Source organism: Streptomyces sp. NPDC050416 (genome assembly GCF_044458845.1).
In the GTDB taxonomy this organism is placed as follows: Bacteria; Actinomycetota; Actinomycetes; order Streptomycetales; family Streptomycetaceae; genus Streptomyces.
In genome coordinates, this window is record NZ_JBITII010000008.1 from 19,921 (window position 1) to 36,164 (window position 16,244).

Here is a 16,244-nt window from a genome sequence, read left to right on the forward strand (position 1 = left end):
CGGGCGCCCCCGACCTCACCGTATGACGCATGCAGACACGTCCCTCCATACGCGCACAAGGGATGCTCTTGAGAAGGAGACAACCGCTCTCCGTCATACAGCGACATACCGGACACCTCGGCGCCGGGCCGCGATCTTGTGGAACGGACCGCGGCACTTCCCCTCAGCGCGCATCGTTACCATGCGTGGACGCACATTCCGACGACCACTGACGACGACGAGGGACGGGCGAGCGCGTGGCCGAGGCGGCAGACTTCCAGGGGACCAGTGCCTCACCTGCCCGCCGGTGGCTGCGGCGCACCGGGGCACTGCTCGCCGGTGCGCCCCTGCTGGCCGGACTCCTCCAGTTGCCCGCTGCGACGCCGGCGGACGCGGCCGGGCAGGAGTCCCTCCAGGCCGCCTCCGGCACGAGCGGCTCGGTGTCCGTCGCGGTCGACTCACTCAGCCCCAGCGCCCCCACCGAGGGGGACACGGTGAACGTGACAGGCACGGTGACCAACAACGGCAAGCAGCCGGTCACCGACGCCCACGTCGACCTGCGGGTGGGGCCCTCGCTCGACACCCGCTCCGCCGTCGACGGCCTGGCCAAGAAGAGCGACGACGTCCAGGGCCCCGCCGGCGAGCCAGTCGGCGCCAAGTACACCGAGAAGTTCCCCAAGCTCACCCCCGGAGTGGCGGAGCCCTTCAACATCTCCGTGCCGGTCGACGAGCTGGACCTCGGCCAGGACGGCGTCTACCAGCTGGCCGTCGCGCTCTCCGGTGAGACCGCCGCGCAGCCCTGGGACCAGGTTCTCGGCGTCCAGCGCACGTTCCTGCCGTGGCAGCCGGAGGAGGCCGGCACGAAGACGAAGACCACGTTCCTGTGGCCGCTCGTCTCCGACGTCCACATGACGGCCGAGACGGGGTCAAACGAGCAGCAGACGCCGGTCTTCAGCAACGACGACCTCGCCGAGGAGATCGCCCCCGGCGGGCGCCTCGACCAGATGGTGTCACTGGGCAAAGGCCTCGACATCACATGGGTGATCGACCCGGACCTGCTGGCGTCCGTCGACGCGATGACGAGGAACTACGAGGTCAGGGGCGAGGACGGCGCCACGACCCCCGGCAGGAACCAGGCGGCCGCCAAGCAGTGGCTCGCCGAGCTCCAGCAGGCGGTGGCGGGCAAGGAGGTCGTCGCTCTGCCGTTCGGCGATCCGGACCTGGCCTCCCTCGCCCACAACGGCACGGCCGTCACGGGCTCGCTGAGCCACCTCAAGGAGGCCACCGACGCCGTCGACAACACGGTGCAGACGATCCTCCACGTGAAACCGTCCAAGGACTTCGCGTGGCCCGTCGACGGCGCCGTCGACCCGTCGATCATGAAGGTCGCGACCTCGGCGGGCGCCGACAAGGTGATCGCCCGCAGCGACAGCCTCCAGGACAACCTGTCGTACACGCCCTCCGCGGCCCGGCCCATCGGCGGCGGCACCACAGCGGTCGTCGCGGACTCCAGGATGTCCACGGCGTTCCAGGGCAACCTGACGACGGCCTCCGCGTCCACACTCGCCGTGCAGCGCTTCCTGGCTCAGAGCCTGACGCTCGGCCTCCAGACCGGCAAGCAGCGCAGCGTCGTCGTCGCCCCGCAGCGCATGCCCTCCGTGAACCAGGCGCAGGCGATGGCCGAGGCGCTGGGAGTCCTTCAAGGCGGGAACTGGTCCGAGTCGCAGGACCTCACGGCCGCCGCGAAGGCCAAGCCGGACCCGTCGGCCAACAGGAAGGTGCCGCCCGCCTCCGCATACCCCTCCTCGCTGCGCAAGCAGGAGCTGCCGCGGGCCGCCTTCGAGCAGATCGCGAGGACGCAGGACAATCTCGGCAACTTCAAGGTGATCCTCACCGACGAGTCCCGGGTGGTCACTCCCTTCGGGCGGGCCATGAACCGCGAGATGTCCACGTCGTGGCGTGGCCGGGGCGTCGCGGCGGTGGGATACCGCGACGACGTCGAGTCCTACCTCGGCGGACTGATCGGCGGGGTCAAGCTGATCGATAAGTCGGAGACCAAGCTCTCCGGCCGCAGCGCGACGATCCCGGTGACCGTCCAGAACAACCTGGTCCAGGGCGTCGAGCACCTGGAGCTGCGGCTCACGTCGCAGAACCCGACGCGACTCAAGATCGGCGGCTACGCCTACGACGAACAGCGGGTCGCCGTGAACGGCGGGCACAGCCAGTCGGTGAAGTTCACCACGTCCGCCAACGCCAACGGCCGGGCGAAGGTGGAGGCCCAGCTGTACACGGAGGACGGCCAGAAGTACGGCGAGCCCGTCACCTTCGACGTGAAGGTCACCGAGGTCACGCCCACCGTGATGCTGGTCATCGGCGGTGGCGTCCTGCTCCTGGTCCTCGCCGGCTTCCGTATGTACACCCAGCGCAAGCGCGCCGCCGCTCGCGAGGCCGCCGAGGACGCCGCCGCGGAGGCGGACGACGACGTCGACAGCCCGATCGGCGCTCCGCAGAACCCGGAGGCCCCCGGCGACCGTCTCAACGAGGAGTCCGAGACCGGCTCCCGGGCAGACGCCCCGCAGCAGCCGAGTGACCCGGCCCCGGACACCGCAGCGGAAAGCGCCGACCCGCCCGGCACGGGTGAGAGAGTGGACCGTTGAGATGTCGTGGCCGGTGGGCCCGGGACGATGAGGTGGGGTAACCATGAACGCGCCGTACGACGGTGACCACGGCCGTGGCGTGGGCAGCTCGGGCCACCCCGAGTCGGGCGGGCCCGAGGGCTCGCCGCCCGAGCACGGCCAGGTGCCGCCGCAGCCGCCCGCGGACATGTACCTCCAGGACGCCTACGGCCAGGACCCCTACCGGGCACAGGACCTCTCCGCCCAGGACCCGGTCGCCGAAGCGCGCTACGACCGGGCCGCGCATCCTCCGCCTCCTGAGGGCACGTACCAGCCGCAGCAGCAGTTGTACGCCCAGCCGCCGCAGTCGCCGTACGCGCCCGACCCCCGGGTGTGGGCCCAGACGCCTCCGCCGGAGCCGGAGGGCCCGACCAGGCACCTGCCGTACGGCGACGACGCCCGGACCACCCAGTTCGTGGGCGTGGACGACCTCGTCTCCCAGGCGGGCGAGCCGCGCCAGGAGCCGGACGCGTTCGCGCATCTCTTCCGGGACCAGCAGCAGGGCAGCGGCCACCCGTCCTACGAGTCGCCGTCGGTCCCCGGCCCGTCACCGGCCCCGGGCCAGATGGCGCAGGGGCAATACGCGGCACAGGAGCAGTACGCGGCACAGGGGCAGTACGCGGCGGGCCAGTACCCGGCACCCGGCGAGACCGCGGCGACGCCGGCGGTGGACGACACCCCCGCCCCGGAGGCCGCTGCCTCGCCCGCTCCGAAGAAGGGCGGCCGCGCCGCGGGCCTGATGAAGTCCAGCGCCGTGATGGCCGCGGGCACGATGGTCTCCCGTCTCACCGGCTTCATTCGCTCCGCGCTGATCGTGTCGGCCCTCGGCGTCGGTCTCCTCGGTGACACCTTCCAGGTCGCCTACCAGCTGCCGACGATGATCTACATCCTCACGGTCGGCGGCGGTCTCAACTCCGTCTTCGTGCCTCAACTCGTGCGCGCCATGAAGGAGGACGAGGACGGCGGCGAGGCGTACGCCAACCGCCTGCTGACCCTCGTCATGGTGTCGCTCGGCACGCTCACCGCACTCTCGATCTTCGGCGCGCCACTGCTGATCCGCATGCTGTCCGACCCGGTCGCCAGCGACCCGGCGGCGAACCAGGTCGGCATCACCTTCGTCCAGTACTTCCTGCCCTCGATCTTCTTCATGGGCGTCCACGTGGTGATGGGACAGATCCTCAACGCCCGCGGGAAGTTCGGCGCGATGATGTGGACCCCGGTCCTGAACAACATCGTCATCATCGTGACGCTGGGCATGTTCATCTACGTCTACGGCACCGCCGCCGAGTCCGGGATGAAGGTCACGAACATCCCGCCGGAGGGCCAGCGCCTGCTCGGTATCGGCGTCCTGCTCGGCCTCGTGGTCCAGGCGCTGGCGATGATCCCCTACCTGCGCGAGACCGGCTTCCGGCTGCGGCTGCGCTTCGACTGGAAGGGTCAGGGCCTCGGCAAGGCCATCACGCTCGCCAAGTGGACGGTCCTGTTCGTCCTCGCCAACCAGGCGGGCGCCATGATCGTCATCCAGCTGTCCACCGCGGCGGGCAAGGCCTCACCGGTCGATGGCACCGGTTTCGCCGCCTACGCCAACGCCCAGCTGATCTGGGGCCTGCCGCAGGCCATCATCACGGTCTCCCTCATGGCCGCCCTGCTGCCGCGCCTGTCGCGCTCGGCGGCCGAGGGCGACGGCGGTGCCGTCCGCGACGACATCTCCCAGGGCCTGCGCAACACGGCGGTCGCCATCGTGCCGACCGCGTTCGGTTTCCTCTCCCTCGGCATCCCCATGTGCACGCTGATGTTCGGCTCCTCCGGCACCAGCGAGGCCACCAACATGGGCTTCATGCTGATGGCATTCGGTCTCGGCCTGATTCCGTACTCCGTGCAGTACGTCGTCCTGCGCGCCTTCTACGCCTACGAGGACACCCGAACTCCCTTCTACAACACGGTCATCGTGGCCGCGGTCAACGCGGGCGCCTCGGCGGTCTGCTACTTCGTCATCCCGTCGCGCTGGGCCGTCGTCGGTATGGCCGCCTCGTACGGCCTGGCCTACGCGATCGGCGTCGGCGTCGCCTGGCGCCGGCTGCGCAAGCGGCTCGGCGGGGACCTCGACGGCGCCCGTGTCCTGCGGACTTACGCCCGGCTGTGCATCGCGTCGGTCCCGGCCGCCCTGCTCAGCGGCGCGGCCTGCTACGGCATCGGCCGCACGCTCGGCCAGGGCGTCGTGGGCTCGCTCGCCGCCGTACTGGCCGGAGGCGCCGTTCTACTCGTGATCTTCTTCGTCGCCGCCCGCCGCATGCGCATCGAGGAACTCAACTCGCTGGTCGGCATGGTCCGCGGACGCCTGGGACGCTGAGTCGGGGGTGGGCGCACAACCATCGTCAGCCACCGCGTGTCGTGCATAGCGGCGGACTGTGGGCACAATTGGTTTCGGCGTCGAACGGCGCGCAACGGATGCCGGGCGGCGCGCAATGGATGGGGAGGCAGGAACGACGGTGGCGGAACGGAGTACGGCTGCCGTCGACGTGGCAGACAACAGCGGCGAGTCGTCGCTGACCGCACAGGCGGACCAGTCCACGGCCGACGGGGTGGCCAAGAACCGGGAGCGGGACACGGACAGCGACGAGGTACAGGAGAGCACCCGGGCCGACGGTCCAGGGAAGACCTCGCCGCCTGAACTGCACAGTGGTCACAAACTCGCCAGACGCTACCGCCTCGAGGAGTGCGTTACCCGTCTGGACGGTTTCAGCAGTTGGCGTGCCGTGGACGAGAAGCTCCGCCGTGCCGTCGGCGTGCACATCCTGCCCGCGGACCACTCACGGGCCCGGTCCGTCCTGGCCGCCGCCCGCTCCTCCGCCCTGCTGGGCGACCCGCGCTTCGTCCAGGTGCTGGACGCGGTGGAGGAGAACGACCTCGTCTACGTCGTCCACGAGTGGCTTCCGGACGCGACCGAACTGACCACGCTCCTCGCCGCCGGGCCGCTGGAGCCGTACGACGCCTACCAGATGATCAGCCAGGTCTCCTCCGCCATGGCCGCCGCCCATCGCGAGGGCCTCGCCCATCTGCGGCTGAACCCCAACGCCGTCCTGCGTGCCTCGACCGGCCAGTGGCGCATCCGGGGGCTCGCGGTGAACGCCGCGCTGCGGGGCGTCGCGTCCGACACCCCGCAGCGCACCGACACCGAGGCGATCGGCGCCCTGCTGTACGCGGCGCTCACCCAGCGCTGGCCGTACGAGAGCGATGCCTACGGGCTGTCCGGCCTGCCGAAGGACATCGGCCTGATCGCGCCCGACCAGGTGCGTGCCGGCGTGCACCGCGGCCTCTCCGAACTCTCCATGCGCGCGCTCGCCAACGACGGCGCCACCGCCTCCCGCCACGAGTCGCCGTGCACCACCCCGGAGGAGCTGGTGAAGGCGATCGGCGAGATGCCCCGCATCCGCCCGCCGGAGCCGGCGTTCACCGCCCCGCCCGAGTACCAGCGCACGTCGTATCAGCAGGGCACGTACGGCCGCCAGGCCCCACGCCCCGGTGCCACCCAGCCGGTCCTGACCCCGCCGCCCCCGTTGCAGAGCCGCACGGGCAAGGCCCTGAAGTGGGCCGTGTCCGCACTCCTGATCGCCGCGCTGGGCCTCGGCAGCTGGCAGCTGGCGGACGCCCTCATGGACCAGGGCGGCAAGAGTGACGACCCGGGCAAGACGCAGAACAACGACGGCGGCGACAAGAACAAGAACCGCCCGGCACCCAAGCCGATCGCCATCAAGGGCGCCGAGGAGTACGTCGCCAAGGGCGACGCCCAGCACCCCAACGACGTCACCAAGACCTACGACGGCGACCCGTCCACGGCCTGGCGCACCAACAGCTACCTGGACGGCCCGAAGATGGTGATAAAGCCCGGTGTCGGCATCGTCTACGACCTCGGGTCCGAGAAGGAAGTCTCGGCCGCGACGCTCTCGCTGCGGTACGGCAGCGACCACACCACGGTGGAGCTGTACGCGACCGACACCCTCGGTTCGTCCACGCCACTGAGTGCCATGAAGAAGCTGGGCACGGCCACGACGAGCAGCACCTCCGCGAAGGTGACCGTCGACAAGCCGGTGAAGAGCCGGTACCTCCTGGTGTGGCTCACGGCCCTGCCGTACTCCGGCGACGACCCCACCAACTTCAGCAACAAGGGCTACAAGCAGGCCATCACCGAAGTGAAGTTCACGGGCTGAGAGCCGGCCGAGGGGAAGGGGGTTCGATGGCGGACCGCGCCGAGCACAGCGGTGCAAGTGATCAGGACCTCCTCGCCCGGCATGTCGAGGGCGACCCCGACGCCTTCGGTGAGATCGTGCGGCGGCACCGCGATCGGCTCTGGGCCGTCGCCCTGCGGACGCTGGGAGACCGCGAGGAGGCCGCTGACGCGGTGCAGGACGCCCTCGTCTCCGCCTACCGGGCCGCCCACACCTTCCGGGGCCAGTCGGCCGTCACGACGTGGCTGCACAGGATCACGGTGAACGCCTGCCTGGACCGCGCCCGCAAGGTCGCCTCCCGGAAGACCTCTCCCGTCGACGACACCGAGCGCCTGGAGCAGCTGCTGGAGCCGCACGAGTCGGCTTCGGCGCCCGCTGAGCGGAATGATCTCCACCGGCAGCTCATCGAAGCGCTGGGAACCCTGCCGGCCGACCAGCGAGCGGCGCTCGTCCTGGTGGACATGCAGGGCTACCCGGTCGCCGAGGCGGCCCGCATCCTCGACGTGCCGACCGGCACCGTGAAGAGCCGGTGTGCGCGCGGGAGAGCGAGACTCCTGCCCCTGCTCACCCACCTACGGCCGGACAGCACCGGTGGGAGCGAGAAGCCTGGCAGGGAAGGGAACCGGACGCAGGGGCCAGCCGTCCCACCCGCAGCGGGACCGCACCGAGCGGAACCACCGGACGCAGGACCGAGCGACCCAGCGGCAGTGAAGGGCGGAGGTGGACGAGCGTGACGTCGACGACAGACATGGCCGGGCACCCGGACGTCGCGGAGATCTCCGACCTCACCGAGGGTCTCCTCCCACCGTCCCGGAGCACCGACGTGCGCCGGCATCTGGACGGGTGCGAGTTCTGCGCGGACGTCTACGCCTCTCTGGAGGAGATCCGCGGGCTGCTCGGCACGCTGCCGGGCCCACCGCGCATGCCCGCCGATGTCGCAGGCCGCATCGATGCCGCCCTCGCCGCCGAGGCCCTGCTGAACGCCAAGGGGCCGGAGACCGCAGAGCACCAGACGCCGGTGAGCACGCCCCATGCCACGTCCGAGAGCGGCAGCGGTGCGCATGTTTCACGTGAAACATCGACTCCCGCCGACCGCCCCGCCGGACGCCCCCGCTCTGCCACCACCGGCCCGGGCCGCAAGGACCGAACACGGAACGGGCGCCGAAGGATCGCCGTTCTGGGGACCGTCTTCACCGTCGCCGTCCTGGGGCTGGGCTCAGTCCTGCTGTCGTCACTCGACGACGGCACACCCTCGCGTGACACGGCGGGCGGACCGCAGACCGCCCCTGCGGACACCTTCTCCGAGGGGAAGCTCGAGAAGCAGGTCACCGATCTCCTGGCGGACCAGCAGGGCAAGGAGGGCGGCGGCTCCCGCACCCCCTTCGGCGCGAAGACTGCCGAACCCCACCATCCTCGGGTCTTCCGGGAGCCCGCCGTGCCCGCCTGCGTCCGCGACGGCATCGGGCGCAAGGACGCGGCCCTCGCTGTCGAGAACGGCAGGTATCAGGGGAAGAAGGCCATGCTGGTGCTGCTCCCCGACGCATCCGACGCCACTCGGGTCACCGCCTATATCGTCGACGCGACCTGTGTGGATCATGCCTCGGCCAACGCCGAGGGCAAGGTCCTTCTTCAGCGCTCGTACCCGTCCGCCTGAAGCGCGCCTTCGTCTTCACTCTGCGCGGTACCCGCCCCGGGGCCGCATCTCCGTGTGCCCGGACACAGCGGGAATGCTCGCCCCTTAGGATCCGTTGGGTGGGGTGAGAGTTCCGAGAGGAGCTCCCACCGGTCGAACGACGCAGTCCAGAGACGAGGAATCAAGCCGTGAGCGACGTCCGTAACGTGATCATCATCGGCTCCGGGCCCGCCGGCTATACGGCGGCGCTCTACACCGCACGCGCGTCGCTGAAGCCACTGGTGTTCGAGGGCGCCGTCACCGCCGGCGGTGCGCTCATGAACACCACCGACGTCGAGAACTTCCCGGGCTTCCAGGACGGCATCATGGGCCCCGAGCTCATGGACAACATGCGCGCCCAGGCGGAGCGCTTCGGCGCCGAGCTCGTCCCGGACGACATCGTCGCCGTCGACCTGACCGCTGAGATCAAGACCGTCACGGACACGGCGGGTACCGTCCACCGCGCCAAGGCTGTCATCGTCGCCACCGGCTCGCAGCACCGCAAGCTCGGTCTGCCGAACGAGGACGCTCTCTCCGGCCGTGGAGTCTCCTGGTGCGCCACCTGTGACGGGTTCTTCTTCAAGGACCAGGACATCGCCGTGATCGGTGGTGGCGACACCGCCATGGAGGAGGCCACCTTCCTCTCGCGGTTCGCCAAGTCCGTGACCGTCGTCCACCGCCGCGACACCCTGCGCGCCTCCAAGGCCATGCAGGAGCGTGCCTTCGCCGACCCGAAGATCACGTTCGTGTGGGACAGCGAGGTCGCCGAGATCCAGGGCGACCAGAAGCTCTCTGGTCTGAAGCTGCGCAACCTCAAGACCGGCGAGCTCTCGGACCTGCCGGTGACCGGTCTGTTCATCGCGATCGGCCACGACCCTCGCACCGAGCTCTTCAAGGGTCAGCTCGACCTGGACGACGAGGGCTACCTGAAGGTGGCCGCGCCGTCGACGCGCACCAACCTGACCGGTGTCTTCGCCGCCGGCGACGTGGTCGACCACACCTACCGTCAAGCGATCACCGCGGCGGGGACCGGCTGCTCCGCTGCTCTCGACGCCGAGCGCTACCTCGCCGCCCTCGCGGACGAGGAGCAGCCCGAACCCGAGAAGACCACCGTCTGACCTCTCCCTACCCGCCCCACGCACCAACCAGTTAAGGAGCCCGCCGTGGCCGGCACCCTGAAGAATGTGACCGACGACTCCTTCGAGCAGGACGTCCTCAAGAACGACAAGCCCGTTCTGGTGGACTTCTGGGCCGCCTGGTGCGGTCCGTGCCGTCAGATCGCGCCGTCCCTCGAGGCGATCGCCTCCGAGTACGGCGACAAGATCGAGGTCGTCAAGCTGAACATCGACGAGAACCCGGGTACGGCCGCCAAGTACGGCGTCATGTCCATCCCGACCCTGAACGTCTACCAGGGTGGCGAGGTCGCCAAGACCATCGTGGGCGCCAAGCCGAAGGCCGCGATCGTTCGCGACCTCGAGGAGTTCATCGCCGAGTGAACCGGCGGAGCCGTCGGAGCGACGGTGCATGTTTCACGTGAAACACGAATGGGCCAACCCGGAAGGGTTGGCCCATTCGTTTGAGTACCTGCCGCCACAGCGGCCGCCGAATACCGCCCTACAGCGGCCGCAGCGCCGGCTCCTTCTGCACGGCTCCCAGGAGCCGGTCCAGGGCCATCTCGACGTCTTCCTTCCAGGAGAGCGTCGACCGCAGTTCCAGCCTCAACCGGGGATAGGTGGGGTGCTGCCGAACCGTCTTGAAGCCCACCGCCAGGAGGTGATCGGCGGGCAGCACACAGGCCGGTTCCTTCCAGCGCGCATCCCCGAACGCCTCGATCGCTTTGAACCCCCGCCGCAGCAGGTCCTTGGCGACCGTCTGGACCATAACCCGGCCGAGCCCCTGCCCCTGGTACCCCGGCACGATGAACGCGGTCATCAGCTGAACCGCGTCGGGGGAGACGGGACTCGTGGGGAACGCCGTGGAGCGCGGGACATAGGCGGGGGGCGCATAGAGCACGAAGCCCACGGGCACGTCGTCGACGTACACGACTCGGCCGCAGGAGCCCCAGTCCAGCAGAACGGCCGAGATCCAGGCTTCCTTCTCCAGTGCGGACTCGCCCGCCTTTACCGCGGCCTCACCGCTGACCGGGTCGAGCTCCCAGAAGACACACGACCGACAGCGTTGGGGGAGGTCCTGAAGGTTGTCCAACGTGAGCGGTACGAGCCGGCGACCCATGAAGGCTGATCCTCGCTTCCTTCGCCTGCCGCGTCGCGGGCGGCTGTGAGAGCGCTCCGTTCCCTGAGGAGACTGCCGATGAACCCACCGACCGCCCCCAGCCCCAAACCGGCGCTCACCAGTCCGGTGCGGCTCATCGTTCGCATGGCCCCTGCCTTCCTCTCAGAGGTACTGCCGGGTGGTTGCGCCGTATCCGAACGCATCGTATCCACGATGCGATTCCATCGATACCGCCAGAAAGGAAAGAGCGAGCCACGTTCCGGCACACACCGGACATGGCCCGCTCTGTCATCCACAACAGCGGCTCCCGCCGGAGGCTCAGGACTCGCTCTCCTCGGAGTCGCCCTCCAGCAGGCTCTTCTGCAGAACCGGTCCCTCGCCGGGAGCGAGTGAACCGAGGATCCGCTCAAGGTCCTCCATGGAGGCGAACTCGACGGTGATCTTCCCCTTCTTCTGGCCCAGGTCGACCTTCACCCGCGTCTCGAAGCGGTCCGAGAGCCGTGTGGCGAGCTCGGACAGCGCGGGAGAGACACGAGCACCGGCACGCGGGCCCTTGGGCCGCTGGGCCTTCTGGGGACGCGAGCCCATCAGGGTCACGATCTCCTCGACGGCCCGCACCGACAGCCCCTCGGCCACGATGCGGTGAGCAAGCCGGTCCTGCTCCTCCGAGTCCTCGACGGACAGCAGGGCCCGAGCGTGACCGGCGGAGAGCACTCCGGCGGCGACCCGACGCTGCACCGCCGGAGAGAGCTTCAGCAGGCGCAAGGTGTTGGAGACCTGTGGGCGGGATCGGCCGATGCGGTCCGCCAGCTGGTCGTGCGTGCAGTTGAAGTCCCGCAGCAACTGGTCGTAGGCGGCTGCCTCTTCCAGCGGGTTCAGCTGGGCTCGGTGCAGGTTCTCCAGCAGAGCGTCCAGGAGGAGCTTCTCGTCCTCCGTGGCGCGCACGATCGCCGGGATCGCCTCCAGCCCCGCCTCGCGGCAGGCCCTCCAACGGCGCTCGCCCATGATGAGCTCGTAGCGGGCGGGACCCACTTGCCGTACAACCACCGGCTGGAGGAGTCCCACTTCCTTGATGGAGGTGATGAGCTCGGCCAGCGCATCCTCGTCGAAGACCTCACGCGGCTGCCGCGGGTTCGGCGTGATGGAGTCGAGGGGAATCTCGGCGAAGTGCGCACCGATGGGCGCCGCAGGCGTGGCGGGAGCACTGGGCTGCGCCGGTTCCTCTGTTTCACGTGAAACGTTCGGCAGGGTCGCCACCTTCGCTGCGGCCACCCCACGGTCGTTCGGCAGCACGGGTACTGCCGCGGGGGACGTGGAAACGGCACTCCCTGCCGCAGCCTGGGCTACCGACTTCTCCGTCGGCGCAGCAGGGATCAGTGCGCCGAGACCACGGCCCAGCCCCCTCCGTCGCTCGCTCACTGAATGCCCTCCACCATGCTCGGGTCGTTCTGCTGTGCGCCGATATGGGCGTGCGTCGCGTCATAGCTGATGCCGACACCCTTCAGCGCGATCTCTCGTGCCGCCTCTAGATAAGAGAGGGCACCACTCGAACCAGGATCGTAAGTCAGGACCGTCTGCCCATAACTCGGCGCCTCGGAGATACGGACGGACCTGGGAATGCTCGTCCGCAGCACCTCGTCGCCGAAGTGGGTGCGCACCTCTTCCGCGACCTGGGACGCGAGTCGCGTCCGGCCGTCGTACATGGTGAGGAGGATGGTCGACACATGCAGGGTGGGGTTGAGATGCCCCCGCACCAGGTCGACGTTACGCAACAGCTGACCCAGACCCTCCAGCGCGTAGTACTCGCATTGGATCGGGATCAGAACCTCCTGGCCCGCCACCAACGCATTGACCGTCAGAAGGCCGAGCGAAGGCGGACAGTCGATGAGGATGTAGTCCAGTGGCTGTTCGTACGCCTGGATGGCGCGCTGCAGCCGGCTCTCTCGTGCCACCAGGGACACCAGCTCGATCTCCGCACCGGCGAGATCGATCGTGGCAGGGGCACAGAAGAGACCCTCGACATCGGGGACCGGCTGGACGACCTCGGAGAGCGGTTTACTCTCCACCAACACGTCGTAGATGGACGGGACTTCGGCGTGATGGTCAATGCCCAGCGCGGTGGACGCATTGCCCTGTGGGTCGAGGTCGACCACCAGAACCCGGCCACCGTGCAGGGCCAGCGACGCGGCAAGGTTGACGGTCGTCGTCGTCTTGCCCACACCGCCCTTCTGGTTGGCGACCACCATGATGCGGGTTTGCTCGGGCCGTGGCAGGCCCTCGCCAGCGCGGCCTAGAGCCTCCACCGCCAGTTGGGCAGCACGACCGATGGGAGTGTCGTCCATCGGAGGCGGTGTTTCACGTGAAACATCCGCCCCCATCGACTCGGTACGGGGACCGGGGACCGGATCGGTCATCGGTCCCGCGATGTTGGCGTCGGACCGCAAGGATTCACTCTCCTCGACTTCAGGCTCGCAATGAACAGAGCCTCCCATGTCTTCGGGGTCGTGAACCAGTGAGGCCTTCCGTTCTGTGGAGAAATCCACCTCTGTGGACAACTCAGTTCCCTCATCGAGTGACCCGAGAGGCTTACGGTCGCGGGGTTCGGCCGCAGCGCGGCCACGACTGATGATGCCGTGCAGCAGTGAGCGACGTTTCACGTGAAACACGATGCACAGTCGCCGTGGCCCAACTGCCGCGACACTCCGGCTTGCGTACGTTTGGCGGCTTGTGTGGAGTACGTCTCGTCCTCAGGACGGATCAGCGTCGTCGGACGGGATCGCCGTTCCCCTCAGGTTCACCGTTCCCCGCGGGGATCAGCGTCGCCGACGAGCCCGCCCCGTGCGAGCCGCCTTGGCTCGCTTCGCCGCGAAGCGCACCCCACCGGGACTCTCCCCGACCTCCACCCGTACGACTGTGGACATCGGATCCACCACGCCCTCACCGACATGCAGGATGGACGTCTCCACCGCACCCAGCTTGCTCAGGGCCGCCGACGCGCTCTTCAACTCCTCCTCGGCGGCGTCACCCTTGAGCGCGAGCATCTCCCCGTACGGCCGCAGCAGAGGGATGCCCCATGTGGCGAGGCGGTCGAGGGGCGCGACGGCTCGGGCCGTCACGACGTGGACGGGCTGGATCTTGCCCATGACCTCCTCGGCCCGGCCGCGCACGACGGTCACATGATCCAGGCCGAGCAGTTCCACGACCTCGGAGAGGAAGTTGGTGCGCCGCAGCAGTGGCTCCAGCAGCGTGATCTTCAGGTCCTCCCGGACCAGTGCCAGCGGGATCCCGGGGAGGCCGGCGCCCGAGCCGACATCGCACACCGTCACGCCCTCGGGCACGACCTCCGAGAGCACCGCGCAGTTCAGCAGGTGCCGCTCCCACAGGCGGGGCACTTCACGCGGGCCGATGAGACCGCGCTGCACGCCCGCCTCAGCGAGCAGCTCGGCGTACCGCACCGCATCCGCGAAGCGATCACCGAACACCTCGCGCGCCTGCTCGGGCGCGGGGGGAAGCTCCGCTGCCTCCGTCACGGGGGACCGTCCTTCCGTACCGCGTCAGCGCGCACCCGCGCCGACACCAGAACCACCAGAACTATCAGGCTGACAAAGTTCGGCCCCGCCTGCGCAACAGACGGGGCCGGGGAACGTAGAGGCCGATCAGGCGGGAAGCACGACGACGAAGCGCTCCGGCTCCTCGCCCTCGGACTCGCTGCGCAGGCCCGCGGCCTTGACCGCGTCGTGCACGACCTTGCGCTCGAACGGCGTCATCGGGTCCAGCTTCACGGCCTCACCGCTGCTCTTGACCTCGGCCGCGGCCTTGGCGCCCAGCTCCGAGAGCTCGGAGCGCTTCTGAGCGCGGTATCCCGCGATGTCGAGCATCAGCCGGCTGCGGTCACCGGTTTCACGGTGCACGGCCAGACGGGTGAGCTCCTGGAGCGCCTCCAGCACCTCGCCGTCCCGGCCGACCAGCTTCTGCAGGTCGCGGCTGCCCGTGTCGCTGATGATCGAGACAGAGGCACGATCGGCCTCGACGTCCATGTCGATGTCGCCGTCGAGGTCGGCGATGTCGAGCAGACCCTCCAGGTAGTCCGCCGCGATCTCGCCCTCCTGCTCCAGGCGGGTCAGGGTGTCTGCACCCTCGGCAGCGGCGGAGGTGGTGCCTTCCGTCACGGGATGGACTCCTTCTTACTTCTTGGACGGGGACTTGGGCCGCTGCGGGCCCTTGCGCTGTCCGGACTGGGCCTTGCTGCGGGTACCGCTGCCGGACTTCGCGCCGCCCTTCTTGGCAGCGGGGGCGGGCTTGGCGTCCTCGGGCGCGTCGGACTTGGTGAGCGACGTCTTCTGCTCGGACTCCTCGGCCGCCTTGGCGGCAGCGGACTGGCGCTGTGCCTTGGTCTGCCGCTTGGGCTGCTGACGCTTCGGCGTGCCGGTGGTCGGCGTACCGTCCTCGGCCTCGACAGCGGCAACGGTGTCGCTCTTGATCACGGTGCCGTCGGTCTGAGCGGCGAGGCCGGCCTTGCTGAGGCCGTTGATGAACTTGCGCTCGAACTCGTTACGGTCGCGTCCCTTGGCGACGATCGCCTTCACGATGACCTTGTCACGCCGCCGGCTGACCTTGCCGTGCGTCGTGACGTGCTTGTGCAGGCGCTCCAGGTACGCGGCCTGGGCCTTGGAACCCGGGGTCGGGTTGTTGTGGATGACGTACATCTGCTGGCCCATGGTCCACACGTTGGTGGTCAGCCAGTAGACGAGGACACCGACCGGGAAGTTGATGCCGAAGACGGCGAACATGACGGGGAAGACGTACATCAGCATCTTCTGCTGCTGCATGAACGGGGTCTTCACCGTGGTGTCGACGTTCTTCGTCATCAGCTGGCGCTGGGTGAAGAACTGCGACGCCGACATCAGGACGATCATGATGGCGGTGACCACGCGGACGTCGGTGAGGGAGGCACCGAGTGCTTCCACCTTCGACGCGCTGTCGGTGAACTTCACCGCCAGCGGCGCACCGACGATGTGCGCCTTCTGCGCGCTCTCCAGAAGACTGGTGTTGATCACGCCGATGGTGTCGTTCGACGCGATGCTGTTGAGCACGTGGTACAGGGCGAAGAAGAACGGGGACTGCGCCAGGATGGGAAGGCACGAGGAGAGCGGGTTGGTGCCCGTCTCCTTGTACAGCTTCATCATCTCTTCGGACTGACGCTGCTTGTCGTTCTTGTAGCGCTCCTGGATCTTCTTCATCTCGGGCTGGAGCGTCTGCATGGCCCGGGTCGCCTTGATCTGCTTCACGAAGAGCGGGATCAGGCAGATACGGATCAGGATCACCAGGGACACGATCGACAGGCCCCAGGCCCAGCCGGTGTCGGGGCCGAAGATGGCGCCGTACACCGAGTGGAACTGGACGATGACCCAGGAGACGGGTGTGGTGATGAAGCTGAAGAGGCTGGCAATCGTGTCCACT

The 16,244-nt window shown here is 68.9% G+C and carries 13 protein-coding genes; 7 read left to right on the forward strand and 6 right to left on the reverse strand.

What is annotated here, in order from left to right:
• Window positions 1-236 precede the first annotated feature (236 nt).
• From ACIBL4_RS24615 to trxA, 7 genes are all read left to right on the forward strand, one after another.
• The gene (locus ACIBL4_RS24615; RefSeq protein ID WP_399413555.1) at window positions 237-2,636 is read left to right on the forward strand and encodes a DUF6049 family protein; all 2,400 of its coding nucleotides are present in this window, start codon (window positions 237-239) and stop codon (window positions 2,634-2,636) included.
• 43 nt (window positions 2,637-2,679) lie between these two features.
• Window positions 2,680-5,004, forward strand: a complete 2,325-nt coding sequence (gene murJ, locus ACIBL4_RS24620; protein WP_399413557.1) for a murein biosynthesis integral membrane protein MurJ — start codon at window positions 2,680-2,682, stop codon at window positions 5,002-5,004.
• 139 nt (window positions 5,005-5,143) lie between these two features.
• Window positions 5,144-6,862 carry a protein kinase family protein gene (locus tag ACIBL4_RS24625; RefSeq protein ID WP_399413559.1) on the forward strand — a complete coding sequence of 573 codons (1,719 nt, stop codon included), beginning with the start codon at window positions 5,144-5,146 and terminating at the stop codon, window positions 6,860-6,862.
• Between the two features lie 26 nt (window positions 6,863-6,888).
• The gene (sigM, locus tag ACIBL4_RS24630) at window positions 6,889-7,614 is read left to right on the forward strand and encodes an RNA polymerase sigma factor SigM (protein WP_399413561.1); all 726 of its coding nucleotides are present in this window, start codon (window positions 6,889-6,891) and stop codon (window positions 7,612-7,614) included.
• Complete coding sequence (locus ACIBL4_RS24635) at window positions 7,611-8,534, forward strand: anti-sigma factor family protein (protein ID WP_399413563.1); 924 nt, start codon at window positions 7,611-7,613, stop codon at window positions 8,532-8,534. The genes sigM and ACIBL4_RS24635 overlap by 4 nt, the downstream gene beginning before the upstream one ends.
• 167 nt (window positions 8,535-8,701) lie before the next feature.
• Entirely contained in the window at window positions 8,702-9,670 is a 969-nt protein-coding gene (trxB, locus tag ACIBL4_RS24640; RefSeq protein ID WP_399413565.1) for a thioredoxin-disulfide reductase, read from the forward strand.
• A 45-nt stretch (window positions 9,671-9,715) separates the two neighbouring features.
• On the forward strand, window positions 9,716-10,048 hold the full coding sequence (gene trxA / locus ACIBL4_RS24645) for a thioredoxin (RefSeq protein ID WP_359189731.1): 333 nt from the start codon (window positions 9,716-9,718) through the stop codon (window positions 10,046-10,048).
• 118 nt (window positions 10,049-10,166) lie between these two features.
• On the opposite strand, the gene ACIBL4_RS24650 is transcribed toward trxA, so the two are convergent.
• The 6 genes from ACIBL4_RS24650 to yidC form a co-directional block, all read right to left on the reverse strand.
• Entirely contained in the window at window positions 10,167-10,784 is a 618-nt protein-coding gene (locus ACIBL4_RS24650; protein WP_399413568.1) for a GNAT family N-acetyltransferase, read from the reverse strand.
• A 318-nt stretch (window positions 10,785-11,102) separates the two neighbouring features.
• On the reverse strand, window positions 11,103-12,203 hold the full coding sequence (locus ACIBL4_RS24655) for a ParB/RepB/Spo0J family partition protein (protein ID WP_399413570.1): 1,101 nt from the start codon (window positions 12,201-12,203) through the stop codon (window positions 11,103-11,105).
• Window positions 12,200-13,276 carry a ParA family protein gene (locus tag ACIBL4_RS24660; RefSeq protein WP_392035600.1) on the reverse strand — a complete coding sequence of 359 codons (1,077 nt, stop codon included), beginning with the start codon at window positions 13,274-13,276 and terminating at the stop codon, window positions 12,200-12,202. The genes ACIBL4_RS24655 and ACIBL4_RS24660 overlap by 4 nt, the downstream gene beginning before the upstream one ends.
• A gap of 321 nt (window positions 13,277-13,597) precedes the next feature.
• Window positions 13,598-14,314, reverse strand: a complete 717-nt coding sequence (rsmG, locus tag ACIBL4_RS24665; RefSeq protein ID WP_059414784.1) for a 16S rRNA (guanine(527)-N(7))-methyltransferase RsmG — start codon at window positions 14,312-14,314, stop codon at window positions 13,598-13,600.
• A gap of 126 nt (window positions 14,315-14,440) precedes the next feature.
• The gene (locus tag ACIBL4_RS24670; protein WP_399413572.1) at window positions 14,441-14,953 is read right to left on the reverse strand and encodes a protein jag; all 513 of its coding nucleotides are present in this window, start codon (window positions 14,951-14,953) and stop codon (window positions 14,441-14,443) included.
• Between the two features lie 15 nt (window positions 14,954-14,968).
• The gene (yidC, locus tag ACIBL4_RS24675; protein ID WP_399413574.1) at window positions 14,969-16,243 is read right to left on the reverse strand and encodes a membrane protein insertase YidC; all 1,275 of its coding nucleotides are present in this window, start codon (window positions 16,241-16,243) and stop codon (window positions 14,969-14,971) included.
• Window position 16,244: the final 1 nt, after the last annotated feature.